This is a genomic window from Pseudomonas sp. McL0111, assembly GCF_052567255.1.
This window is the reverse complement of sequence record NZ_CP199585.1, coordinates 6260168-6282139: the sequence shown is the minus strand read 5'-3', so window position 1 is coordinate 6282139 and position 21972 is coordinate 6260168. Positions and strand designations below refer to the sequence as shown.

Here is a 21972-nt window from a genome sequence, read left to right as displayed (position 1 = left end):
TGCTTAGCTGACTAATAATTAGATTTCTCTATTTTTAGCCTAATCATGAGTGTTTTATGCCGTTAACCGATCAACACCGTTTTGGCATGCAGTTGGCCCAGATGTCTCGTGGCTGGCGTGCCGAACTGGATCGCCGCCTCGCCGGGCTGGGCTTGTCCCAGGCGCGCTGGTTGGTGCTGCTGCATCTGGCGCGCTTCGAAGAAGCCCCGACCCAACGTGAACTGGCGCAAAGCGTCGGCGTCGAAGGGCCGACCCTCGCACGCTTGCTCGATAGTCTGGAAGGCCAGGGTCTGGTGCAACGCCAGTCCGTGATGGAAGACCGTCGAGCGAAAAAAATCGTCCTCTGTGCGCCAGCCCTGCCGTTGATCGAACAAATTGAAACCATTGCCGCGCAACTGCGCCTTGAGCTGTTCGAAGGCGTCGATGAGGCGGATATGAAGGTGTGCATGCGGGTTCACGGGCACATTCTGGCCAATCTCGAAAAATCTTGAGGCATAACCACACGCCGGTTTTTTGAGAGATCGCGCAGAGCAGACTATAAGAACTACTGGGCAATATCGTGTTCGTACCGGATGTGCGAACGCATAGAAACCGGTTTTGCTTATTTAAGGGATGCTCATGCTCGCAAGTCGGCACGTGGTACTGCGCGGTTACGCCAAATGGCTGCTGGTCGCAGGTGTACTCAGTTATTCGAGCTGGTCGCTGGCATTGGGGCTGGGTGATATCACCATTCATTCAGCGCTCAATCAGCCGCTCAAGGCCGATATCGCGCTGGTGGATGTCGGTGGTCTCAGCGAAAGCGAACTGTCCGTCAGCCTGGCCACGCCGGATGAGTTCGGCCGGGCCGGGGTCGAGCGGGTGTTCTTTCTCAACGACCTCAAGTTCACCCCGATCCTGCGTGGCAGTAGTCAACTGATCCGCGTGACCTCCAGCAAACCGGTCAACGAACCTTTCCTGAATTTTCTGGTGCAGCTCAATCAGCCCAATGGCCGCTTGCTGCGCGAATACACGGTGCTGATCGATCCTCCGGGCTCTCCGGGTATCGTCCCTTCCACGGTCGAGCCTGATCCGCGCCCACAATCCTCTGGCTTCCCGTCTGTCGAGCCCGCCGCGCCGGTAACGGCGGCTCAAGGCAAACGCGACTCTTTGCCTGCCGCGCCAGTGCCACCGCCTGCCGCCACGCCCGCCAACGATGCTCTGGCCGAGCAATTGGCAGCCAGTGTGCTGGCAAACCAGCAGATGCAGAAAACCATCGATGAACTGAATGCGAAAGTGCGGGAGCAGCAGACGCTGATCGCCGATGGCAAAAAGCAGGCGAGTGATCTGCAAGAGCGCTTGATGGAATTGCAAAAAACGCCGCCAGCCATCAGCCCGGCAGTGCCGACCCCGGTTGCCGCGCCGGTCGAGGCCTCCGATGAAGGCCCGAACTGGCCCCTGCTCGGCGGTTTGCTGGTGCTGTTGGGGTTACTTGCAACGGGGTTTTGGCTCCGTCGCCAGCGCCAGCCAGCACAGGACGAAACACTGCCGGTTCTGCCGCTGGCCAATGAGTCGACGACTGATGAGCCCGAAACGGCTGATGCCACCAGTTCAAGCGCAGTCGCCATGCATCGTGATGAACCGACAAACGGCGACGTGCTCGAAGCGGTAGGGATTTATCTGGCGTATGGGCGACTTGGCGAAGCACTCGGCCTGTTGCGCGATGCGTTGCACAAAGAGCCCGAGCGCATTGATCTCGGCCTGCAACTGCTGGAGGTTCTCGGGCGCCAAGGTGCCAGTGGCGCGTTTGACGAGCAGGAAAGTCATCTGCGCAATCTGGGTGTTGATGAGCGGCAATTGCGGGACATTCGTACCCGACATCCGAAACTCGTCACAGCCGTGCCAGTATTACCGATCGTTCCTGTCGCCGCCGTCACTGCGGTGCAACCCGCAGCGGACACGGATTTCGAGTTGAATCTGGATCAGCTGTCGATGGATTCCAGTTGGGATCTGGAGGACAGCAAGCCTGCCACCGCCGAGTCGTCGGCTGACGTGTCGGCCCTGGGCTCCAGTCTGGAAGTGTTGCCGGTGGATTTCGAGCTGCCTGATAACCCGACCGGCGAATTGGCGCAAGAGTCCGAGCTGGAATGGATCGCTGACGCCGAGACACCACCGCTGGATGATGACTTCCTTAATGAATTCGGTGATATCGGTCAGACGCTGGAGTTGGCGCCGCTGACATCTGATCCGGTGGATGAGGCGAATGCCGGAAAGCTTGAACAGGCGCAAACCTGCATTGACGACGGCGACATCGACAGCGCGATTGCCTTGCTCAATGAATTGCTCAAGGACGGTGATGAGCCGCTGCGGCAGACGGCGCGGACGTTGTTGGCCGGGATTCGTTGAACTGAACGATATCTTGCGCTGGTTTTACTGGCCTCTTCGCGGGCAAGCCCGCTCCCACAGTGGTTTGTGGTGTACACAAAAACTGTAGGAGCGGGCTTGCCCGCGAAGACTGACTTTCAGCCACCATCATCCTTGAGGTTTCACTCCATTCAGAACGTCTGTCCAAGATTCAGATAAACCGCCTGCTCATTCGCATCATTCAAACCGTACGTGAAGTTCAACGGCCCCAACGGCGTGTCGAAGCCGACGAACACGCTCGCCGCATTGATGTAGCCGCTGTCGAACTCGTTATCGTTGTTCCACGCCCGGCCACGCTCCAGCGAAGCGCCGGCATATAGCGGGAAGTCCAGCGGCAGGTACGAACGCGGTGTCAGTCGGCGGTAGTACACGGCGCGCATCAGGCTGATGTTTTGTCCGGAGATCGCATCTTCGCGAAAGCCCGACAATTGCCTTGCGCCGCCCAGCAGGAAGCTCGACGTCACCACATTGGCATCGTCCAGCGTGCGCCCGTAGCGCCCGCCAAGAATCAGCGTGTCCGGGCCACTGCTCATGGCTTTGTCTGCCTTGAACTCCCACTGGCGATAACGCGTGTCCGACCCGAGGCTTGGATCGAATTGCAGAAACGTCAGGCTGATGTCCTTGCCTTCGTGCGGGAAGTAAACGTTGTCCAGCGAATCGAACGAATACTTCAGCGTGTAGAAACCTTCGTTGAAGTTTTCGCTCGGCAGATCCTGATCGCCGATCCGTACATCAGCCTTGCCCCAGGCTTCGCCGACACCGAAGCGTACTTCGCCGCTGTTGCCGATCTGCCGGCCGACGTTGAGGCCGAAACCGTAGCGTTCGACGCGGTACTGCGCGATCGGATCGTTATCCAGTATCGACTCGACGTTCTGTGCTTCGAACGCCGCATACGGCGCGATGAAGTAGCGCGAACCGACGTCCAGTGGCTGATAGAACTCGGTGTAGAGTTCCTGTTTATCGCCGATCTGCGCCCGCGTCAGCCATTCGGCGCCGAGGCGGTTGATGCCGTTGACCCGATAACTGGCACCGAGGTTGAAGGCGCTGTCGCCGCGCATGTCGTCCGACAGATTCAACCCGACTCGCAGATAATCCGTACCGCTACGCTTGCCCCGGGCGCTGATCACCAAGGTGTGATCCTGGCCCTTGTGCACCACGCGGTATTGCACTTGTTCGAAGTAATCGAGACCGTACAGGGTGCCCATGTCCGAGTGCAAACGGCCCAGGTCCAGCGGCTCGCCGATGTGTTGGCGGATGTAGTAGCGGATGACATCGTCACCCACTTTCGAGTCGTTCTCGACCTTGATTGCGGTGATGATCGGCGTGCGTTGCCCCGGTGCCCGGGCGGCGTTGAGTTCGGCGTCCTGAAACTCGGCAGGTTTGAGCCGGGCGAGGCGGGCATCTAGAACTTTCGTGGCGCGGTAACCGGCATCGATCATCTCCTGCGCTTTACCGAAATCGGTGACACCGAAACTCGCCAGCGCCGGCTGGATCAGCACGTCATCGGGGTGCAGGGCTGCCAGTTGCTCTTCGGAGTTGCGCCGGGTCATCAGGGTGATCGACTGGTTCAGCACATCGACCACGGTGGTCAGTTGCTTGCGATTGCGCAGCGGCGTACCGATATCGACCACGATGGCGATATCGACCCCCATTTCCCGGGCCACATCGAGCGGGATGTTGTCGGTCATGCCACCGTCCACCAGCAACCGGCCATCGAGTTCGACCGGCGCAAACACTGCCGGGATCGACATGCTGGCGCGGATCACCTGCGGCAGATGACCTTTACGGAACACCACTTTTTCGCCACTGGCGATGTCGGTGGCCACGGCGCGGAAGGGGATCGGCAGTTTGTCGAAGTCACGAGTGTCGCTGGTGTGGGCCAGCAGGCTTTCCAGCAGCAGCGAGAGGTTCTGACCCTGAATCACCCCGATGGGCAGACCGAGGCTGCCGTCGTCGCGAAAGCTGAGTTTCTGTTTCACCAGAAAATCGCGGTCATCCTGTTTGCGGCGAAACGGCACGTCTTCACGGGGCGGCGCATCCGACAGAGCTTGTTGCCAGTCGATGTTCAGCGCGAGTTTTTCCAGCTCATCGATCTTGTAGCCCGAGGCATACAGGCCGCCGACCACCGCACCCATGCTGGTGCCGGCAATCGCGTCGATCTTGATGCCTTGCTCTTCGAGTGCCTTGAGCACACCGATGTGCGCCAGCCCACGAGCGGCACCGCCGGACAGCACGAGGCCGACTTTCGGTCGCGAGGTTTCGTCGGCATGAGCAAAAAATGGCAGCAGACCTAGCAGCAGGCAGAACAACAAACGGTGCATGGTGAGTCTCGGGGCAAGCGATAAAGCCGGCTATTATAGCGGCGCCCCTCTGCCTCAGGAGTTTCAGCGATCATGACCGTAACAAAACCGGAAATCGTCATCACTTATTGCACCCAATGTCAGTGGTTGCTGCGCGCCGCGTGGCTGGCGCAGGAGTTGCTCAGCACCTTTGGCGATGACCTGGGAAAAGTGTCTCTGGTGCCCGGCACCGGCGGGGTGTTTCACATCACCTGCGACGCGGTGCCGATCTGGGAGCGTAAGGCTGACGGCGGTTTTCCCGAGGCCAAAGTGCTCAAGCAGCGAGTGCGCGATCAGATCGATCCTGCTCGCGACCTCGGCCACAACGACCGCACTCAGTGAGAGGCGGCTTCGGCAGCGACTGCTTTTTTGCTGGCATTGCCTGACATCCGGCTCGATACCACGATGGCGACGATGATCAAGGCGCCGCCGATCAGCATGCGTAACGTTGGGTTTTCATCGAACAGCAGCCACGCCATGGTAATGCCGTAAACCGGTTCCATCGCAAACACCACGGCGGCGGTGCGCGCCTTGATCACCGCCAGGCTGGCGACGAACAGGCTGTGCGCGACGCCAGTGCAGAACACCCCGAGCAGGCCGATCCACAACCAGTCCAGCGCGCGCACTTCACTCAGTTGCGGCGCCGCCACCGGCAGCAGGCACAACGCGACCACCACGTTTTGGCACAGCGCCGCTTGCACCGCCGGGATGCGCCCGGAACTGGCGCGGTTGGTCAGCGACAGCAGCGCAAACAGCAGACCGGACAGCACCGCCCAGAGCAAACCGGTGGTAGCGCCGCTGGCCAGATCGAAGGCCGGGGTCACCAGCACCAAACCGACGCTGACCAACACCACCAGCAGAATTTCGTTGGCGCGGATGCGTTCGCGGAAGATCAGCCCTTCGAGAATCACCGTGAACGCCGGGAAACTGGCAAAGCCGAGTGTCGCGATGGCCACCCCGGCGACTTTCACCGCAATGAAAAAACTCACCCAGTGCCCGGCCAACAGCACGCCGCTGAGGGCCAGTCGCCGCCAATCGACCGCTTGCAGTTTCTGCCAGCCGCTCTGACTGGCGAAACGAGCGAAAAACGCCAGCGCCAGCACCGCGAAAGCGGCTCGGCCAAAGACAATCACTGCCGGCGACGCGGCAGCGAGTTTGCCGAACACACCGGTCAGGCCGAACATCAACGCGCCGATATGCAAGGCGCCAAGGGCGGTACGCGGAGTCATCACAATCCTTAATCCAGACACAATCTCAAATACAGGAGCAACCTTCGGCAGCTCCTGTATTTAAGCGTGTGCGGCGATACAAATCTGTCGGCAGGCTATCGTGTTTTGTCGCGCAGCTCGCGGCGCAGTTGCCCGGGCGAGGCGCCGAATTCGCGCAGCACCGCAGCCGAAAACGCACTCTGCGAACTGTAGCCGACCCGATCCGCCACTTCACCGATGGGCAACGCGGTTTCGCCCAGCATTTGCATTGCCAGATGCAGGCGCCGGCTGCGGATATAGTCCATCGGTGTCTGCCCGCATTCGGCGACAAACCGTGCATGCAGTCGCGCCGTGGACAGCCCGGCGATCCGCGCCAGATCGGCGACCTGCAATGGATACGCAGCGTATTGCTCAATGTGCGCATCCAGCGCCGCATAGGGCAGGCGACGGGCGCCGAGTTCGGCTGGGCGGGCGTGATTCAGGCTGGCGAGCAACAACACCGCGCCTTGCTGGGCAATCAGCGGATCGTTGACCGGGCTGTTCGCCAGCCAACTGACCAGTTGGCTTTGCCCTGCATCCAGCGCCAGACGCGACGGGGTGTCTAGCAATCGCAGGCTGGCATCGGCATGCTCGCCAAGCGAGCGGGAAATCCATTGTTCATCCGGTACGTCGAGCACCAGACAACGGCTGCCATCGGCACTGCCACACGCGTGATGCGCGCCGCCCGGAATCACCACGAAGCTCTGCTGACGAACCTGGCTGCCTACGCCTTCGACCTCGAAATCCAGCGCGCCGGACAGGCCGAACACCAGTTGCGGGTGGTCGTGGCTGTGGGCGATCAGGTCGCGAGTGTATTGGCGCAGGGTAAGGATCGGTCGCATGGCGGGTCTCCGGGCAGGGCGTCAGTCTACACCGGCGGACTCGGGATGCGTTGTCACAGGACTGACTTGCGCTTGTCATGGTCGATTAACCGGCCGCGAGCATGCTGGCGAAAACATCGCAGAGGGTTGCCCATGACCAGCGCCGAGCTCGCCAAACCCAGCCGCAAACAACGGGTGCGTACCTTGTGGATTTCCGATGTGCATCTGGGCACCCGGGATTGCCAGGCCGAACATCTGTCGCAGTTTCTCAAGGGCTATCACACCGACAAGATCTATCTGGTCGGCGACATCATCGACGGCTGGAAGCTGCGCGGCGGCATGTACTGGCCGCAGGCGCACACCAATGTGATCCGCCGCTTGCTGACCATGAGCAAGCGCGGTACCGAGGTGATTTATGTCACCGGCAACCACGACGAGTTTCTGCGGCGCTATTCGAAACTGATTCTGGGCAACATCCAGTTGGTCGACGAGGCTGTGCATGTCACCGCCGATGGCCGGCATCTGCTGGTGATTCACGGCGATCAGTTTGATGTGATTACCCGTTATCACCGCTGGCTGGCCTTTCTCGGCGATTCGGCTTACGAGTTCACCTTGACCCTCAACCGCTGGCTCAATCACTGGCGCGCCCGCTACGGTTACGGCTACTGGTCGCTGTCGGCGTACCTGAAACACAAGGTGAAGACTGCGGTGAGCTTTATCAGCGACTTTGAAGAAGCCATCGCCCATGAATGCGTCAAGCGTGAGCTGCATGGCGTGGTCTGCGGGCACATTCACCATGCCGAGATCCGCAAGGTCGGCGAGGTGGATTACCTCAATTGCGGGGACTGGGTGGAGTCGTGCACGGCGCTGATCGAGCACTGGGACGGCACGATCGAGCTGTATCGGCTGGCGGATGCGCAGGCGCTGGCGGCTGAGCTAAAGGCCGCCAAAGTCGCCGAACTCGCCTGAACACCAGCAGATCCCCTGTGGGAGCGAGCTTGCTCGCGAAAGCGTCGGCACATTCACCATTTCATTGCCTGACACACCGCTTTCGCGAGCAAGCTCGCTCCCACAATGATTCGGGGTTTCTCAAGCCGGGGCGTGTTCTTCCATCGCAGCCTTGTAGATCGAGTTCTTCGGCTGGGAAAACAAGCGCTCCAGCATCGGCTCGAAAAAGCTCAGCGGCAGGGTGTCGTAGGACGGATCAAACGCCGCCGCATCGTATTTGGCACAGAACTCGATGGTCGCCTGATACTGCGGATGGTCACTGAATTGCTCGCGCAAATGCCGATCCATGCCCAGGTGATGAAAGAAGTAATAACCCTGAAAAATCCCGTGCTTTTCGACCATCCACAAGTTTTCAGCATTGACGAACGGCTTGAGAATCGCCGCCGCGATGTCCGGGTGATTATACGAACCCAGTGTGTCACCGATGTCGTGCAACAGCGCGCAGACCACGTATTCCTCATCACGGCCATCACGAAAGGCGCGGCTCGCGGTTTGTAGCGAGTGAGTCAGCCGGTCCACCGGGAAACCACCGAAATCCCCTTCGAGCAATTTCAGGTGCGTGACGATTCGTGATGAAAGTTGCTTGGCGTAGGCGCTGAAATCTGCGGCGATGATCGCCCAGTCTTCCTGCGTGCCATCCTTCATGTGAGTGAAGCGGGCATTGGCATTCATCGGCCATCCTCGTTGTTTCTTGTTTTTCAGAACCCCACACGACCGAGGATCATGTCGCGGTACATGACGAAGTCACCCAGCAGGCTGTACAACGGATGCTGGAAAGTTGCCGGGCGGTTCTTTTCAAAGAAGAAGTGCCCGACCCATGCAAAGCTGTAACCGGCCAGCGGCAAGGCCAGCAACAGCAGCCAGGCGCCGTTGGCGATGGTCATCGCCAGAATGAAAATCACCAGTGAGGTGCCGATGAAGTGCAATCGTCGGCAAGTACTGTTGCTGTGTTCGCTGAGGTAATACGGGTAGAACTCAGCGAAGCTGTTGAAATGTCTGATGTTTTCCACGACCGCGTTCTCTGTGGTTATTGTTCTGGTGACAAGTTGTTCTGCGGGTAGCTTATTTGAGTCTAGAGTGAAGACTGGCATCAGCCAGTGACAATGGGCGCCACTTTAGTATCCTTCGCAAACAGGGCCGTGGTATGCGACCCATCATGTAAAAGAAAAACGCCATGAGCGAACGAACGACTTCTGCAAGCTGGGCGATGGGGATTGTCAAAGCACTGGAGATGGACGGCCTGGATTGCCGGGTTCTGTTCAAGCAGTTGGGGCTCGATTACGCGGCTCTCACCGATCCGGACGCGCGCTTCCCGCAAGATTCCATGACCCGGCTCTGGCAGCGGGCGGTCGAGCTGTCCGGCAATCCGGCGATTGGCCTGAACATGGGCAAAGTGGTGCGACCGGCCTCGTTCCATGTCGCCGGCTATGCGCTGATGTCGAGCAATACGCTGGCCGAAGGTTTTCAGCGGCTGGTGCGTTATCAGCGGATCATCGCCGAAAGCGCCGACCTGAGTTTTCGGCTGCTCGACGAAGGTTATGCGCTGATCCTGACCGTACACGGCGATCATCTGCCACCGACCCGGCAAAGTGCCGAGGCTTCGCTGGCTTGTGCCTTGGGCCTGTGCGGCTGGTTGACCGGACGCACGTTGCACCCGCGCAAAGTGCTGGTGCAGGGCGATGAACCGGAGAATCTTGAACCCTACAAACAGGCCTTTCATGCGCCGCTGGTGTTCAACGCGCCATACGACGCGCTGATTTTCGAGCGCGAAGACATGGAGGCGCCGTTGCCGACCGCCAATGAGGCGATGGCGCTGTTGCATGACCGGTTTGCCGGGGAATATCTGGCGCGGTTTTCCGAGAGTCGTGTGACCCACAAGGCGCGGCAGGTGCTGTGTCGCTTGCTGCCACAAGGCGAACCCAAGCGCGATACCGTGGCGCAGACCCTGCACTTGTCGCAGCGCACTTTGCAGCGGCGTTTGCAGGAGGAGGGCACCAGCTTTCAGCAACTGCTCGATGACACGCGTCGTGAACTGGCCGAGCAATATCTGGCGCAACCGAGCATGACCTTGCTGGAAATCGCCTACCTGTTGGGATTTGCTGACCCGAGTAACTTCTTTCGCGCGTTTCGTCGCTGGTTTGACACCACGCCCGGCGATTACCGGGCGCGGCTGTTGCAGGCGCCGGCTGCTGTCAATGACGCCAAAATGCCGGAATACACAGCACAAACACGGTAATGATCTCCAGTCGGCCGAGCAGCATGCCGAACGACAGAATCCATTTCGCCGCATCCGGCAGCGTGGCGAAGTTGCCAGCCGGGCCAATGGTCTCGCCAAGACCCGGGCCGACACCGGACACGGTGCTGGCGGCGCCGGTCAGCGCAGTCATCCAGTCCACGCCCAGCAACGACAGCAGCAGGGCGATCACGCAGATGGTGATGGCGAAGAAGAACGAAAAGGTCAGAATCGAGCGGACGATTTCTTCGTCGAGTCGATGACCGTTGTACTTCTGCTTGATCACCGCACGCGGGTGAATCAACTGATTAAGGTTGGCCTTGAGCAGGATGTAGGCGACCTGGAAACGGAAGATCTTGATCCCGCCCGCCGTCGAGCCGGAACAGCCGCCGACAAAACCCAGATAAAAGAACAGCATCAGCGAGAAATTGCCCCACAAGCTGTAGTCGCCGAGGGCAAAACCGGTGGTGGTCACCACCGAGGTCACGTTCAGCGCCACATGGCGCAGGGCGTCGAGCCAATGCAGATTGGTCGTCCACCAATACCAGGTGCCGAGCACCAGCCAGGTCACCAGCAACATGCCGAGCAAACCTTGCACCTGCTGATCCTTGAGCAGCGCTTTACGGTTGCCGCGCATCGTCGCCACGTACAGGGTGAACGGCAGGCTGCCGAGGATCATCACAACGACCGCGACCCAATGCACCGCCGGTTGCGTCCACTTGGCCAGCGACTGGTCGGAGGTCGAGAAACCGCCGGTAGAAATCGCCGACATCGCGTGGTTGATCGCATCGAACGGGCTCATTCCGGCCCACCAGAACGCCAGACTGCCGAGAATGGTGATGCCGACATACGCTGCCACAATCAGCCGCGCCACCATGTGCGAGCGCGGCATGACTTTCTCGGAGCGGTCCGAGGATTCGGTCTGGAACAGGCGCATGCCACCGATTCGCAGCAGCGGCAGAATCGCTACCGCCATGCCGATGAAGCCGATGCCGCCAAGCCAGTGCAACAGCGAGCGCCAGATCAGGATGCCCGGCGACATGGTGTCGAGCCCGCTCAATACAGTCGAACCGGTCGCGGTGATGCCGGACATGCTTTCGAAGAAAGAGTCGGTGTAGCTGATGTGCTGGGTCAGCAGAAACGGCAGCGCGGCGAAAATACACACCACCAGCCAACTGCTGACGGTCAGCAGGTACATGTCGCGCGGGCGCAGGTGAATGTGTTCGGGTCTGCCGGGAATCACCAGCGCGAGGCCGGCGACGAAGGTGATCATGCTCGCCCAGAGGAACGACGGCATGTCGCCGGTGCGGTCGAAAATCACCAGGGTGGCCATGGGCACGACCATGGCGATAGCCAGGGTGATCAGGAAGATGCCGATGATGAAACCAATAATCCGTAAGGTCGGCAACGCCATGAAGTCCGCTCGGGCTGATGTGGGAAGGGCGCCATTCTACCCGCGAGGCGGGGCATGTAAACCGGCATGCTGACGACAGATACAGCTAGAATAGCCGCACAAATTTTTCAGGAGGTGGCCGATGCAGGCTCTCGACGCTTTGCTCAACCGTGTTTCCGTTCCACGACTGATCGACCCGGCGCCTAGCGCCGAACAGCGCGAAGTCCTGTTTGCGGCGGCCACGCGTGCGCCGGATCACGGGCATTTGCAGCCGTATCGCTTCCTGACCGTCGAAGGCGCGGCGCGCGAGCAGATGGGCGAATTGCTGGCTGAAGCTGCGAAGCTGCAGGAAGGCGAAGTCACCGAAGCGATGATCGACAAGGCGCGTAACGGCCCGTTGCGAGCACCGTTGGTGGTTGTGGTGATCGCCAAACTTCAGGAACACGTCAAATATCCGAAGGCCGAGCAACTGCTGGCGGCTGGCTGTGCGGCGCACGGGATTTTGCTGGCGGCGTATGCGCAGGGGATTGGCGCGGTGTGGCGCACCGGTGATCTGGCTTATTCGCCGACTGTGGCCAAGGGCTTGGGGCTGGCAGAGGGCGAGGAAGTGATTGCGTTCCTGTACCTCGGCACGCCGCAGAAAGAACCGCGTGTGGCGGAGAAGGTTGATCTGGCCGAGTTCGTCAGCGCCTGGCCCGCGAAGGCCTGATCTCACCAATCAACTGTAGGAGTGAGCCTGCTCGCGAAGAGGGAGTGTCAGTTGTGATTTTCATTGACTGACACACCGCATTCGCGAGCAGGCTCGCTCCCACATTTTGTTTATGGTGAAACCACAACTCCGGGTACAAGCGGCAATTCCAGACTGGCGATAAACCCGCCCTCAGGATGATTCGCCAGCACCAGCGTCCCGCCATGCCGCTCCGCCGCCCGCCGGGCAATCGCCAGTCCAAGGCCATGCCCCGCAGCTGTCTGCCCCGGCGCCCGATAAAACGGCTCGCCCAACTGACTCAGATGCTCGGCCTGAACGCCCGGCCCATGGTCGCGCACGCTCACCACCACGCGCTCACCTTGCCGCGCCGCCTGCATTTCGATCGCCTGTCCGACCGGGTTGAAGCGTTGCGCGTTGCGCAGCAGGTTATCGACGGCGCGCTCGATCATCGTCGGCCAACCGGTCAGATTCAGATGCTGTTCGACTTCAAGGCGCACGGTCTGCTCCGGCGAGCCAAGCTGTGCATCCTTTTGCAGCGTGCCGAGCAGTGCATTCAAGTCCACGTCTTCGGCGCTGGCGTTGTCGGCATCGACCCGCGCCAGTACCAGAATTTCACTGATCAATGCTTCCAGCCGATCACACTCGCGGGTCAGGCGCGGCCAGAGTTTTTCCCGTTCCTCGGGGTTGGCGCGTTCCGCCAATGCGAGGGCGATGCGCAGACGGGCCAGCGGCGAGCGCAGTTCGTGGGACACGTCGCGCAATAATTGGCGCTGGCTGCCGATCAGACTTTGCAGGCGCGCACCCATGCGGTTGAAGTCGGTGGCCAGTACGCCGAATTCGTCGCGGCGGTTAGCCAGTTTCGCCAGGCTGTTCTGCTGATAGGTGGTCTGTCCCAGATCATGCACCGCGCCACGTAAACGGCTGAGTGGGCGGGTGATGGAGAAAGTCACCAGCAGGCTGAACAAGGTCAGCACCACCAGCGCGATACCCAGCGCACTCAACGGCCAGAGCAGGCTGTCGCGGTGCCAGGCGTCGAGTTCCGGGTGCGGGATGCGGAAGATGAACAGATAGGTGTCACCGGTTTTGTCGCTGGTGAACTCATCGGTCAGGCGTCGCCAAGGCAGGCGGCGGTCATCGTTGTTCTGGCGGGCTTCGAAGGCTGCGGCGCGGCGCGGGAAAGTGCCGCGTACCACCGGGTCGCCGCTTTCGTTGAGCACCTGGACGTCGATGTGATATTGGCGTTTGCGTTGTTGGAGGATGTCCTGGGCGGCGTCTTCGCCCTGGCTTTCGTAGGTTTGCGTCCATTCAGCGGCCAGGGTGTTGAGGCCCGGATGGCGACTGAGTATCCACGCGTCCTGATTGAGCATGTGCCCGAGCAGGATCGACAACCCGGCCACCAATGCAATGGCCAGCCAGAAGCTCGCGAGAATACGCCAGAACAATGAACGCACAGAAAATCCTCAATCAAACAAAAGCCCCATGTTGGAATGGGCTCCTGTGGCGAGGGGATTTATCCCCGCTCGACTGTGAAGCAGTCGCTAAACCATTGCGCGCGATATTTCTGATGTTCCGCAATCGCAGGTTTTGGGGCCGCTGCGCGACCCAACGGGGATAAATCCCCTCGCCACAAAGGCAAACCCGACGCTGGTTAGCCGTCGGGTTCGGGGTTACTGCATTATTGCGCTTTTTGTGGCTGTTGCGCTTTCCAGGCTTTGAACTCTGCCCATTCGGCGCGACGCTCAGCCTGTTTTTTCTGGATCTCGTCGAATTTCTTCTGTTGATCCGGTTTCAGCACTGCGCGCACATCTGCCTGGGCTTTCTGGTGCTTGGCGGTCATCTCGTCCTTCATGGCTTTCTGGTCAGCCGGCGAGAGTTTTTCCAGGTACTTGTCGACCAGTTGGCGACGCTCATGCATCTGCTCGCCCATGATCTTGCGGATCTGCTCGCGCTGTTCGCGGGACAGGTCGAGTTGGCTGTACGGGCCTTTGCCGTGCATGCCCTGCATCTGACCGCCGTGGCGCGCTCCGTCCATCGGGCCACCCATAGGGCCGCCATCTTGCGGCATGGCCATTGCGACGGTTGGCAGAGCGGCAGCGAACATCAGAGCGATAAGAGTCTTGCGCATGGTGAATCTCCTTGTCTCGTTCCCGGTACGTTCCGGATGAGTTCAGATTACGGAGATCAAGGTCAGCGGCGGTCAGCGGTACGTAAAGCTTGGGTAAAGACGTTTTGCGCCCAACCTTACGTTGGCCCTGTGCAGGAGCTGCGGCTCGCTGCGATCTTTTGATTTTGTTTATTAAAGCAAGATCAAAAGATCGCAGCGTGCCGCAGCTCTTACAGTGAGTGTGGGCGGTTCAGAGGCTGTAGTAGTAGCCGCGGCTGCGCAGGGCGACGATGCGTGGGCGGCCGTCGGGGTGGGGGCCGATCTTCTTGCGCAGGTTGCTGACGTGCATGTCGAGGCTGCGGTCGTACAGGGTCAGCTTGCGACCGAGGGCGATCTGCGCCAGCTCCTGCTTGTCCAGCGGCTCGCCCGGTTGCTTGAGCAATGCTTCGAGCAGGCGACTTTCGGAGACGGTGAGGGTCAGTTCTTTTTCGTCGATGCTGACTACGCCGCGCACCGGGCTGAAAATCAGGTCGCCCAGTTCAAGCTGCGTCGATGCCGCTGCCGGATGACTGCGGCGCAACACCGCGCGCAGGCGGGCGGTAAGCTCGCGAGGGTCGCAGGGTTTCGCCAGATAATCATCGGCGCCCAGTTCCAGACCGAGGATGCGGTCCAGCGGCTCGCCCCGGGCCGAGAGCATCAGCACCGGCAGGTCCGGGTGGTCGTTGCGCAATTGCTTGAGCAGTTCAAGGCCGCTGCCATCGGGCAGCATCACGTCCAGCACCACGGCGGCGGGCGCCGCTTCAGCCAATGCCTTGCGGGCGCTCTGGCCGTCGTGGCAGGCGCGCACCTGAAAGCCTTCCTGGCTCAGCCAACTGCTCAGGAGCTCGCAGAGCTCCACATCATCATCAATCAGTAACAGCTCGCTCATGACTCACTCAATTTAGCCATTGTCGACGTTTTCGACTTGCTCCACTGGCAAAGATACCGCAGAGCAGGGCCAATAGCGCAACTCCGGCGCCAGTGACGAACCATTGCTGCTGATCGGTCAGCAAACGCGGGAGCGGGCTGGCCTGGGCTTCCTTGAGTTGCAGCTTCAGACGCTGGTTCTCCTGGCGCAACCGGGCGAGCTGAGCGCTTTCGCGTTCGTTGTCGGCACTTTGCAGTTGTTTGTTCAATTCTTCCCGTTGCTGCTCGCTGGCCTTCAGGCGTTGCTGCAACTCGGTGATCTGGCTGCCAGCACTCAAGGACAATGGCGTGGAATTGCCGCCTTCGGTGCTTTCTTCACCATGGGCGGGCGCCATGATCGACAACGTGACCAACATCAGACACAACGGACCCTTGCGCATCGCGACACCTGCTTCCAAATGGATATTGGGCAGGTTGTCGGCAGGCAAACGAGAATAATGAGCGATTGAGAGCAGCAAGAACCAGGAAGGTTCAGTGCAGGGGAGCAGACTTGTTTGTGGCGCAGATGATTCTGTGGTGTAGATGACTTTGTGGCGAGGGGATTTATCCCCGTTCGGCTGCGCAGCAGTCGTAAATCTTCAAGCTCGGTGAGGCATGCACACCGCGTTCAATGATTCTGGGGCTGCTGCGCAACCCAACGGGGATAAATCCCCTCACCACATAATCTGCCTGCCACAGAAAAGCTCTTTGTCAGAAATCCCGTACGGCCCGAGTTTCAGGCTTACGGCAGGACTTGCTTGAACGGCTTCACGAGCACGTTGGCGTACACACCAGCGGCGATATAGGGATCAGCATCGGCCCAGGCTTGCGCGGCGCTCAGGGAATCGAACTCGGCAACGATCAGGCTGCCAGTGAAACCCGCAGCGCCCGGATCATTGCTGTCGACGGCCGGGTGTGGGCCGGCCAATACGATGCGGCCTTCGCCCTTGAGCACTTGCAGGCGCTCAAGGTGGGCAGGCCGGGCGGCCAGGCGGGCGTCCAGAGAGTTGGCGACGTCGGTGGCAATGATTGCGTAGAGCATGTCAGTCCTCGGTTTTTGGTGTTGTGGTATCGGTGTCATGCAGGTGACGGGACAGGTAAATGCCCTGTGCGACCAGGAACAGTACGGTCATGCCCAGACTGCCGAACACCTTGAAATCCACCCAGATGCTCTGGAAGGTAAAGGCAACGAACAGGTTGGCGGCACCGCAGAACAGGAAAAAGCCGATCCAGGCGATGTTCAGACGCGTCCAGACCGGGTCCGGCAGGGTCAGCGCGTGGCCCATGATGCGTTTGATCAGCAGGCGATCACCGATGAAGTGGCTGCCGATGAACGCCAGTGCGAATAGCCAGTTGACCACCGGGGCTTTCCATTTCAGGAAGGTTTCACTGTGGAAGGCCAAAGTCAGGCTGCCGAACACGAGACAGGCGACCAAAGTCAGCCATTGGCTCTTTTCCAGCCTGCGTTGCTTGATGAACAGTGCGCCGTACACCACCAGGGAGCTGATGATCAGCATGGCAGTGGCGCTGTAAATACCGCCTACAGTCAGTTCGTGGCCGGCAATGTCGACGACCCGTGGATCAAGTTTGTAAACAATGAAAAACAGCAGAAGCGGAATGAAATCGATGAATTGTTTCACAGTGAGAGCCAGAAGCTGGATGTGGCGGCATAATAACAAACATACGGGCGCGCGATAGCGTCAGCTGATTTGAGGTTACATATCTCCGTGAATGTTGATTTGCACTGCCATAGCACGGCCTCCGATGGCGCTCTTGCGCCTGCGGTACTGGTTGCGCGTGCGTTCGAGAACGGCGTGCGAGTCCTGGCCCTGACCGATCACGACACCCTCGAAGGCCTCGCCGAAGCGCGGGCAACCGCCATCGAACTGGGGATGCAACTGGTCAACGGCGTCGAATTGTCCTGCACTTGGGGCGGGGCGACCATTCATGTGCTGGGCTACGGTTTCGACGTCAACGCCGCACCGTTGGTCGAGGCCATCGCCAGATTGCACGATGGCCGCTGGCTGCGGTCGGAAGAAATAAGCCGCAAGCTCGCGCTCAAAGGCATGCCCGGCGCCCTCGAAGGCGCCCGGCAGATCCAGCAGGAACTGGGCGACAGCGGCAATGCGCCGGCCCGTCCGCACTTCGCCGACTGGATGGTGCGTGAAGGCTTTGTAAAGGATCGCGCCGAGGCGTTCCGCAAATGGCTCGGCGCGGGCAAGCTGGGTGACGTCAAGCAACACTGGCCGACCCTCGAAGACACCGTCGGCACGCTGCGCGCCGCTGGAGCCTGGGTCAGTCTGGCGCATCCGTGGCACTACGATTTCACCCGCAGCAAGCGCCGAAAGCTGATTGGCGACTATATTCAAGCGGGCGGGCATGCGATCGAAGTGGTCAATGGCTTTCAGCCTGCGGAACAGGTGGGCAGCCTGGCAATCCTTGCCCGTGAGTTCGGTCTGCTGGTCAGCGCCGGCAGTGATTTTCATGGCCCTGGAGGCTGGTCGGAGATTGGCCAGTACCGGCCGCTCCCTGAGGACCTGCCGCCCCTGTGGTGTCGGTTCAAACATGACACAGATATTGCCGCCGTCTGAACAGGTAGAAAATGTGAGTCAATTTTTCCAGATACATCCGGAAAACCCGCAAGCGCGCCTGATCAAACAGGCGGTCGAGATCATCCGCAAGGGCGGGGTGGTGATTTATCCCACGGACTCCTCCTACGCGATTGGTTGCCAGATCGGCGACAAGACCGCCATCGAGCGCGTTCGACGCTTGCGTCAGCTCGATGAAAAGCACAACTTCGCGTTGATCTGCAGCGACCTGTCGCAACTGGGTAACTACGCCAAGATCGACACCGGCACCTTCCGCATTCTCAAGGCGCATTTGCCGGGGCCTTACACCTTTATTCTCAACGCCACCCGCGAAGTGCCGCGACTGTTGCTGCATCCGAAGAAACGCACCATCGGTCTGCGCGTGCCAAGCCATCCGATCGCGCTGGCGCTGCTGGCCGAACTGGGCGAGCCGCTGATGAGCGTGACCCTGATCATGCCCGGCGATGAAGACCCGCTCAGCGATCCGTACGAAATGCGTCAATTGCTCGAACATCAAGTGGACTTGATCATCGACGGCGGTTTCGGCGGCATCAAAGCCTCTACCGTGATCGATCTGACCGGCGAAGACCCGGAAGTAGTCCGCGTCGGTTGCGGCGATCCGACCCCGTTCATGGTCGAGGCCTGAATGTCGGCAGTGGAAACCGTAGTCGATCCCCAGGCCGGCGCTCAGCAGGAGCTGCCGTTTGCCATGGTCTATGGCCAGGCGGTCATGGAAATGCCGCTCGACCTGTACATCCCGCCGGATGCGCTGGAAGTCTTTCTTGAAGCCTTCGAAGGCCCGCTCGACCTGCTGCTGTACCTGATCCGTAAACAGAACATCAACATCCTCGACATCCCGGTGGCGGAAATCACTCGCCAGTACATGGGGTATGTCGAGTTGATGCAATCGGTGCGTCTGGAGCTGGCGGCCGAGTATCTTGTGATGGCCGCGATGCTGGCCGAGATCAAGTCGCGGATGCTCCTGCCTCGGGCCGAAACCGTCGAAGACGAAGAAGACGACCCGCGTGCCGAGCTGATCCGCCGCTTGCAGGAATACGAGCGCTTCAAGGCTGCCGCCGAAGGCATCGATGGTCTGACGCGGGTGGGCCGCGACGTCGTGGTGCCCAAGCTTGATGCCCCGGAAGCCCGGGCGCGCAAACTGTTGCCCGATGTCGCGCTGGAAGAGATTTTGATGTCCATGGCCGAGGTGTTGCGCCGTGGCGATATGTTCGAAAGCCATCAGGTCAGCCGCGAGGCACTGTCGACCCGCGAGCGCATGAGTGATGTGCTGGAGCGGCTCAAGGGCGGCGGTTTTGTGCCGTTTGTCGAGCTGTTCACTGCCGAGGAAGGCAGGCTCGGCGTGGTGGTGACCTTTATGGCAATCCTTGAGCTGGTCAAGGAATCCTTGGTCGAGCTGGTGCAGAATGAGCCGTTCGCTGCGATCCACGTGCGAGCCCGAGCCGAATAACGAGTCGAAACATGAACCTGACTGAACCCCGCGAGCTGGCGCCCCTGCTTGAAGCCTTTCTGTTGGCCTCGGGAAAACCGCAATCCCTTGAGCGCCTGTTTGAACTGTTCGAAGAGGGCGAACGGCCGGAGCCGCCGGTTTTCAAGAAGGCACTGACGCTGCTGGCCAAGTCCTGCGACGGCCGGGCGTTCGAGCTCAAGGAAGTCGCCTCGGGCTATCGCCTGCAGATCCGCGAAAAGTTTTCGCCGTGGGTTGGTCGACTGTGGGAAGAACGTCCGCAGCGTTATTCCCGGGCATTGCTGGAAACCATCGCGCTGATCGCCTATCGCCAGCCGATCACTCGCGGCGAGATCGAAGACGTGCGGGGCGTGGCGGTCAACAGCAACATCGTCAAAACCCTGATCGAGCGTGAGTGGATTCGCATCGTCGGTTACCGCGACGTGCCGGGCAAACCGGCGATGTTCGCCACCACCAAGGCGTTTCTCGACCACTTCAACCTGAAAAACCTCGACGACCTGCCGCCGCTCGCCGAACTGCGCGAGATGGAAACCGACCCGGTGCTCGACTTCGACGACGCCCCGGTGCCGGCCAGCCTGCAAGAACTGGCTGATGCCAGCGCCGAGCCGGAAGAGCCCAAGGACGAGACCAGTTTCCATACGCTGTTGCTGGAACTGGACAGCATGGAGGAGGGGATCAAGACCGACTTCGACGATCTGCTGCGTGATGTGGCGGACGGTGAGGCGCAGCCAGTTGAAGCGCCGCTGCCTGAAGCTGAGCCAGAACCAGAACCAGAACCAGAACCTGAATTAGAAGATGATGTCCTGGGCGTAGCCGAAGCTCGGGAAAAACTCCTGGCCGCCGTCGCCGCCCTCGAACAGTCCGCGCCTGAAGCCGAAGAAACCGAAGAAGAAGCCGAAGCCCGCGCACTGGCCGAAGCCATCGAAGCCGAACGCCGCGAGTTCGACGACTGAGTACGGTCTCATGAGCACAGATGACCCCCTGTGGGAGCCAGCCTGCTGGCGATAGCGGTCAGATATTCAGCATCAGGATGACTGAACCACCGCAATCGCTAGCAGGCTAGCTCCCACAAGGGCGATTTGGGTTTCTGGAGTATTAGATGAGTTCCACAAAAGACCCCTGCATCAGCCTCTGCAAGTTCAGCGATGACATCTGCATCGGCTGCGGCCGCAGCAAACGCGAGATCCGCGCCTGGAAGAAACTCGACAAGGACGACAAGCGCACCGTGCTGGCCGAAGCCGCAATGCGTCTGATCAAACTCGGCGCCACTGGTCGGCGGAAAAAATAAGCTTGCCCCCATCAGCTAGTCTCTGATGCGCGAACGTGCGCATGAGCGTATGATTCGCGACCCTTCGGCGATCCTTCGCCCGAAAACACAGTTTTCTATGCTTCAGGCGCCGCCTGAACAGACCACACCGGGAGGTGCCCAGATGAGCGACATCATTCAGAAAGACGACCAGGAAATCGGCCCAGCAGGCGAAAAGCTGCAGAAAGTCCTCGCCCGTATCGGCGTCGGCTCGCGCCGTGACGTGGAATCCTGGATCAGCCAGGGCCGCATCAAGGTCAATGGCAAAGACGCCACCCTCGGCCTGCGTGTCGACATGCACGACGCAATCACCATCGATGGCAAGGTCATCAAGCGCGAAGAAGCCGCCGAGTCGGTTCGCCGCGTGATCATGTACAACAAGCCCGATGGCGAGATCTGCACCCGTGACGACCCGGAAGGCCGTCCGACCGTGTTCGACAAGTTGCCGCGTCCGAAAGAAGGCCGCTGGATCAACATCGGTCGTCTCGACATCAACACCACCGGTTTGCTGATGTTCACCACCGACGGTGAACTGGCCAACCGTCTGATGCACCCGTCCTACGAGATGGACCGCGAGTACGCCGTGCGTGTACGCGGTGAAGTCGATGACGAAATGATCGAACGTCTGAAGGCTGGCGTGGTGCTGGAAGACGGCCCGGCCAAGTTCACCGACATCAAGCAGGCTCCGGGTGGCGAAGGCTTCAACCACTGGTATCACTGCGTGGTGATGGAAGGTCGTAACCGTGAGGTTCGTCGTCTGTGGGAATCGCAAGGTCTGGTGGTCAGCCGCCTGAAGCGCGTGCGTTTCGGTCCGGTGTTCCTCAACTCCGACCTGCCGATGGGCCGCTGGCGCGAAATGAGCCAGTACGAAGTCGACATTCTCAGTGCTGAAGTTGGCCTGACCCCAGTGGCCATGCCGCAACTGAACGCCAAGAGCAAAGACAAGCTTGAGCGCATGCAGCGTAAATCGTCGCGCCCAATGGCCAAGACCGAGCGCGTGCGTACCCTGCGTCCAGCCGCGGGTGCTCCATCCGCCGGCCCGCGTCCAAGCCGTGAGCCGCAGATCGAAGGCGAGCGTCCAGGTCGCAAGCCAGCTGCACGTCCGGATGGCGAGCGCGGTCCACGCACTCCGCGTCCGGCCAACGGTCGCACCGAGCGCGGCGAAGGCCGTGGTGCTCCAGCAGGTCGCGGTACGCCGGTTGCGGATCGTCCTGCTGACACTAGCGGCAAGCGCCCGGCAAAACCTGCGCCGAAGCGTCCGGGGATCAAACTGGTCGACGGCGACAAGCCATCGGGCAACCGCCGTGGCGCACCGTCGGGTTCCGGCCAGCGTCCGGGCTTCGGGCGTCGCAAGCCTGAGTGATCGGCTTTAGCGTCTGAATGAAAAACGCCA

The 21972-nt window shown here is 60.3% G+C and carries 24 protein-coding genes; 12 read left to right on the top strand and 12 right to left on the bottom strand.

The window, feature by feature from the left end; all coding sequences use genetic code 11:
• Nucleotides 1-56 precede the first annotated feature (56 nt).
• Nucleotides 57-491: a MarR family transcriptional regulator gene (locus ACTWLJ_RS28355; RefSeq protein ID WP_401209893.1), complete on the top strand. Its 435-nt coding sequence runs from the start codon at nucleotides 57-59 to the stop codon at nucleotides 489-491.
• A 127-nt stretch (nucleotides 492-618) separates the two neighbouring features.
• The gene (locus tag ACTWLJ_RS28350) at nucleotides 619-2382 is read left to right on the top strand and encodes a FimV/HubP family polar landmark protein (RefSeq protein ID WP_445179344.1); all 1764 of its coding nucleotides are present in this window, start codon (nucleotides 619-621) and stop codon (nucleotides 2380-2382) included.
• Between the two features lie 149 nt (nucleotides 2383-2531).
• On the opposite strand, the gene ACTWLJ_RS28345 is transcribed toward ACTWLJ_RS28350, so the two are convergent.
• A complete protein-coding gene (locus ACTWLJ_RS28345) occupies nucleotides 2532-4721 on the bottom strand; it encodes a patatin-like phospholipase family protein (RefSeq protein WP_445179343.1) in 2190 nt (729 codons plus the stop codon).
• 72 nt (nucleotides 4722-4793) lie between these two features.
• Between ACTWLJ_RS28345 and ACTWLJ_RS28340 the strand changes: the two genes are divergently transcribed.
• Nucleotides 4794-5081: a SelT/SelW/SelH family protein gene (locus tag ACTWLJ_RS28340; protein WP_401209884.1), complete on the top strand. Its 288-nt coding sequence runs from the start codon at nucleotides 4794-4796 to the stop codon at nucleotides 5079-5081.
• Here ACTWLJ_RS28340 and ACTWLJ_RS28335 read toward each other — a convergent pair.
• Together ACTWLJ_RS28335 and ACTWLJ_RS28330 are read right to left on the bottom strand one after the other, a co-directional pair.
• Nucleotides 5075-5968: a DMT family transporter gene (locus ACTWLJ_RS28335; RefSeq protein ID WP_401209882.1), complete on the bottom strand. Its 894-nt coding sequence runs from the start codon at nucleotides 5966-5968 to the stop codon at nucleotides 5075-5077. The two genes, ACTWLJ_RS28340 and ACTWLJ_RS28335, sit on opposite strands and share 7 nt — an antisense overlap.
• A 95-nt stretch (nucleotides 5969-6063) precedes the next feature.
• Complete coding sequence (locus ACTWLJ_RS28330) at nucleotides 6064-6828, bottom strand: AraC family transcriptional regulator (protein WP_445179342.1); 765 nt, start codon at nucleotides 6826-6828, stop codon at nucleotides 6064-6066.
• A 132-nt stretch (nucleotides 6829-6960) separates the two neighbouring features.
• Here ACTWLJ_RS28330 and ACTWLJ_RS28325 point away from each other — a divergent pair, with 132 nt between their 5' ends.
• A complete protein-coding gene (locus ACTWLJ_RS28325; RefSeq protein WP_445179341.1) occupies nucleotides 6961-7776 on the top strand; it encodes a UDP-2,3-diacylglucosamine diphosphatase in 816 nt (271 codons plus the stop codon).
• A 120-nt stretch (nucleotides 7777-7896) separates the two neighbouring features.
• Here ACTWLJ_RS28325 and ACTWLJ_RS28320 read toward each other — a convergent pair whose 3' ends face one another.
• Together ACTWLJ_RS28320 and ACTWLJ_RS28315 are read right to left on the bottom strand one after the other, a co-directional pair.
• On the bottom strand, nucleotides 7897-8487 hold the full coding sequence (locus tag ACTWLJ_RS28320; protein WP_445179340.1) for an HD domain-containing protein: 591 nt from the start codon (nucleotides 8485-8487) through the stop codon (nucleotides 7897-7899).
• 26 nt (nucleotides 8488-8513) lie between these two features.
• A complete protein-coding gene (locus ACTWLJ_RS28315) occupies nucleotides 8514-8825 on the bottom strand; it encodes an Mpo1-like protein (RefSeq protein WP_445179339.1) in 312 nt (103 codons plus the stop codon).
• A gap of 164 nt (nucleotides 8826-8989) precedes the next feature.
• Between ACTWLJ_RS28315 and ACTWLJ_RS28310 the strand changes: the two genes are divergently transcribed.
• Nucleotides 8990-10051, top strand: a complete 1062-nt coding sequence (locus ACTWLJ_RS28310; RefSeq protein WP_401209869.1) for an AraC family transcriptional regulator — start codon at nucleotides 8990-8992, stop codon at nucleotides 10049-10051.
• Here ACTWLJ_RS28310 and ACTWLJ_RS28305 read toward each other — a convergent pair.
• Nucleotides 10008-11462, bottom strand: coding sequence for a TrkH family potassium uptake protein (locus tag ACTWLJ_RS28305; RefSeq protein WP_401209866.1), 1455 nt, complete (start codon nucleotides 11460-11462; stop codon nucleotides 10008-10010). The genes ACTWLJ_RS28310 and ACTWLJ_RS28305 overlap by 44 nt on opposite strands.
• Nucleotides 11463-11583: 121 nt before the next feature.
• On the opposite strand from ACTWLJ_RS28305, the gene ACTWLJ_RS28300 reads away from it, so the two are divergent.
• Nucleotides 11584-12150, top strand: coding sequence for a nitroreductase family protein (locus tag ACTWLJ_RS28300; RefSeq protein ID WP_445179338.1), 567 nt, complete (start codon nucleotides 11584-11586; stop codon nucleotides 12148-12150).
• Between the two features lie 110 nt (nucleotides 12151-12260).
• Here ACTWLJ_RS28300 and ACTWLJ_RS28295 read toward each other — a convergent pair whose 3' ends face one another.
• The 6 genes from ACTWLJ_RS28295 to ACTWLJ_RS28270 form a co-directional block, all read right to left on the bottom strand.
• Nucleotides 12261-13601, bottom strand: coding sequence for a sensor histidine kinase (locus ACTWLJ_RS28295; protein ID WP_445179337.1), 1341 nt, complete (start codon nucleotides 13599-13601; stop codon nucleotides 12261-12263).
• A gap of 224 nt (nucleotides 13602-13825) precedes the next feature.
• The gene (locus ACTWLJ_RS28290) at nucleotides 13826-14275 is read right to left on the bottom strand and encodes an LTXXQ domain protein (RefSeq protein WP_401209858.1); all 450 of its coding nucleotides are present in this window, start codon (nucleotides 14273-14275) and stop codon (nucleotides 13826-13828) included.
• 229 nt (nucleotides 14276-14504) lie between these two features.
• Nucleotides 14505-15182, bottom strand: coding sequence for a response regulator transcription factor (locus tag ACTWLJ_RS28285; RefSeq protein WP_401209855.1), 678 nt, complete (start codon nucleotides 15180-15182; stop codon nucleotides 14505-14507).
• Nucleotides 15183-15189: 7 nt separating this feature from the next.
• Entirely contained in the window at nucleotides 15190-15600 is a 411-nt protein-coding gene (locus ACTWLJ_RS28280) for a translation initiation factor 2 (RefSeq protein WP_445179336.1), read from the bottom strand.
• Nucleotides 15601-15941: 341 nt separating this feature from the next.
• Entirely contained in the window at nucleotides 15942-16241 is a 300-nt protein-coding gene (locus tag ACTWLJ_RS28275; protein ID WP_445179335.1) for a YciI family protein, read from the bottom strand.
• Nucleotide 16242: 1 nt separating this feature from the next.
• Nucleotides 16243-16839 (bottom strand): septation protein A, encoded by a 597-nt coding sequence (locus ACTWLJ_RS28270; RefSeq protein WP_445179334.1) that lies wholly within the window; start codon nucleotides 16837-16839, stop codon nucleotides 16243-16245.
• Nucleotides 16840-16926: 87 nt separating this feature from the next.
• Between ACTWLJ_RS28270 and ACTWLJ_RS28265 the strand changes: the two genes are divergently transcribed.
• The 6 genes from ACTWLJ_RS28265 (at nucleotide 16927) to rluB (ending at nucleotide 21942) form a co-directional block, all read left to right on the top strand.
• Complete coding sequence (locus ACTWLJ_RS28265) at nucleotides 16927-17790, top strand: PHP domain-containing protein (protein ID WP_401209846.1); 864 nt, start codon at nucleotides 16927-16929, stop codon at nucleotides 17788-17790.
• A gap of 13 nt (nucleotides 17791-17803) precedes the next feature.
• Nucleotides 17804-18433 carry an L-threonylcarbamoyladenylate synthase gene (locus tag ACTWLJ_RS28260; protein ID WP_401209844.1) on the top strand — a complete coding sequence of 210 codons (630 nt, stop codon included), beginning with the start codon at nucleotides 17804-17806 and terminating at the stop codon, nucleotides 18431-18433.
• 123 nt (nucleotides 18434-18556) lie between these two features.
• The gene (locus ACTWLJ_RS28255; protein ID WP_401209925.1) at nucleotides 18557-19255 is read left to right on the top strand and encodes a segregation and condensation protein A; all 699 of its coding nucleotides are present in this window, start codon (nucleotides 18557-18559) and stop codon (nucleotides 19253-19255) included.
• Nucleotides 19256-19266: 11 nt separating this feature from the next.
• Nucleotides 19267-20226, top strand: a complete 960-nt coding sequence (scpB, locus tag ACTWLJ_RS28250) for an SMC-Scp complex subunit ScpB (RefSeq protein WP_445179333.1) — start codon at nucleotides 19267-19269, stop codon at nucleotides 20224-20226.
• Nucleotides 20227-20372: 146 nt separating this feature from the next.
• Complete coding sequence (locus tag ACTWLJ_RS28245) at nucleotides 20373-20561, top strand: DUF1289 domain-containing protein (protein ID WP_401209840.1); 189 nt, start codon at nucleotides 20373-20375, stop codon at nucleotides 20559-20561.
• 142 nt (nucleotides 20562-20703) lie between these two features.
• Nucleotides 20704-21942 (top strand): 23S rRNA pseudouridine(2605) synthase RluB, encoded by a 1239-nt coding sequence (gene rluB / locus ACTWLJ_RS28240; RefSeq protein WP_445179332.1) that lies wholly within the window; start codon nucleotides 20704-20706, stop codon nucleotides 21940-21942.
• The last annotated feature ends 30 nt before the right edge of the window (nucleotides 21943-21972 follow it).

Bases quoted from the DNA above. Each gene is read 5' to 3' on its own strand.
- ACTWLJ_RS28355 (WP_401209893.1), top strand. From the start codon at position 57: ATGCCGTTAACCGATCAACACCGTTTTGGCATGCAGTTGGCCCAGATG.
- ACTWLJ_RS28350 (WP_445179344.1), top strand. From the start codon at position 619: ATGCTCGCAAGTCGGCACGTGGTACTGCGCGGTTACGCCAAATGGCTG.
- ACTWLJ_RS28345 (WP_445179343.1), bottom strand. From the start codon at position 4,721: ATGCACCGTTTGTTGTTCTGCCTGCTGCTAGGTCTGCTGCCATTTTTT.
- ACTWLJ_RS28340 (WP_401209884.1), top strand. From the start codon at position 4,794: ATGACCGTAACAAAACCGGAAATCGTCATCACTTATTGCACCCAATGT.
- ACTWLJ_RS28335 (WP_401209882.1), bottom strand. From the start codon at position 5,968: ATGACTCCGCGTACCGCCCTTGGCGCCTTGCATATCGGCGCGTTGATG.
- ACTWLJ_RS28330 (WP_445179342.1), bottom strand. From the start codon at position 6,828: ATGCGACCGATCCTTACCCTGCGCCAATACACTCGCGACCTGATCGCC.
- ACTWLJ_RS28325 (WP_445179341.1), top strand. From the start codon at position 6,961: ATGACCAGCGCCGAGCTCGCCAAACCCAGCCGCAAACAACGGGTGCGT.
- ACTWLJ_RS28320 (WP_445179340.1), bottom strand. From the start codon at position 8,487: ATGAATGCCAATGCCCGCTTCACTCACATGAAGGATGGCACGCAGGAA.
- ACTWLJ_RS28310 (WP_401209869.1), top strand. From the start codon at position 8,990: ATGAGCGAACGAACGACTTCTGCAAGCTGGGCGATGGGGATTGTCAAA.
- ACTWLJ_RS28305 (WP_401209866.1), bottom strand. From the start codon at position 11,462: ATGGCGTTGCCGACCTTACGGATTATTGGTTTCATCATCGGCATCTTC.
- ACTWLJ_RS28300 (WP_445179338.1), top strand. From the start codon at position 11,584: ATGCAGGCTCTCGACGCTTTGCTCAACCGTGTTTCCGTTCCACGACTG.
- ACTWLJ_RS28290 (WP_401209858.1), bottom strand. From the start codon at position 14,275: ATGCGCAAGACTCTTATCGCTCTGATGTTCGCTGCCGCTCTGCCAACC.
- ACTWLJ_RS28285 (WP_401209855.1), bottom strand. From the start codon at position 15,182: ATGAGCGAGCTGTTACTGATTGATGATGATGTGGAGCTCTGCGAGCTC.
- ACTWLJ_RS28280 (WP_445179336.1), bottom strand. From the start codon at position 15,600: ATGCGCAAGGGTCCGTTGTGTCTGATGTTGGTCACGTTGTCGATCATG.
- ACTWLJ_RS28275 (WP_445179335.1), bottom strand. From the start codon at position 16,241: ATGCTCTACGCAATCATTGCCACCGACGTCGCCAACTCTCTGGACGCC.
- scpB (WP_445179333.1), top strand. From the start codon at position 19,267: ATGAACCTGACTGAACCCCGCGAGCTGGCGCCCCTGCTTGAAGCCTTT.
- ACTWLJ_RS28245 (WP_401209840.1), top strand. From the start codon at position 20,373: ATGAGTTCCACAAAAGACCCCTGCATCAGCCTCTGCAAGTTCAGCGAT.
- rluB (WP_445179332.1), top strand. From the start codon at position 20,704: ATGAGCGACATCATTCAGAAAGACGACCAGGAAATCGGCCCAGCAGGC.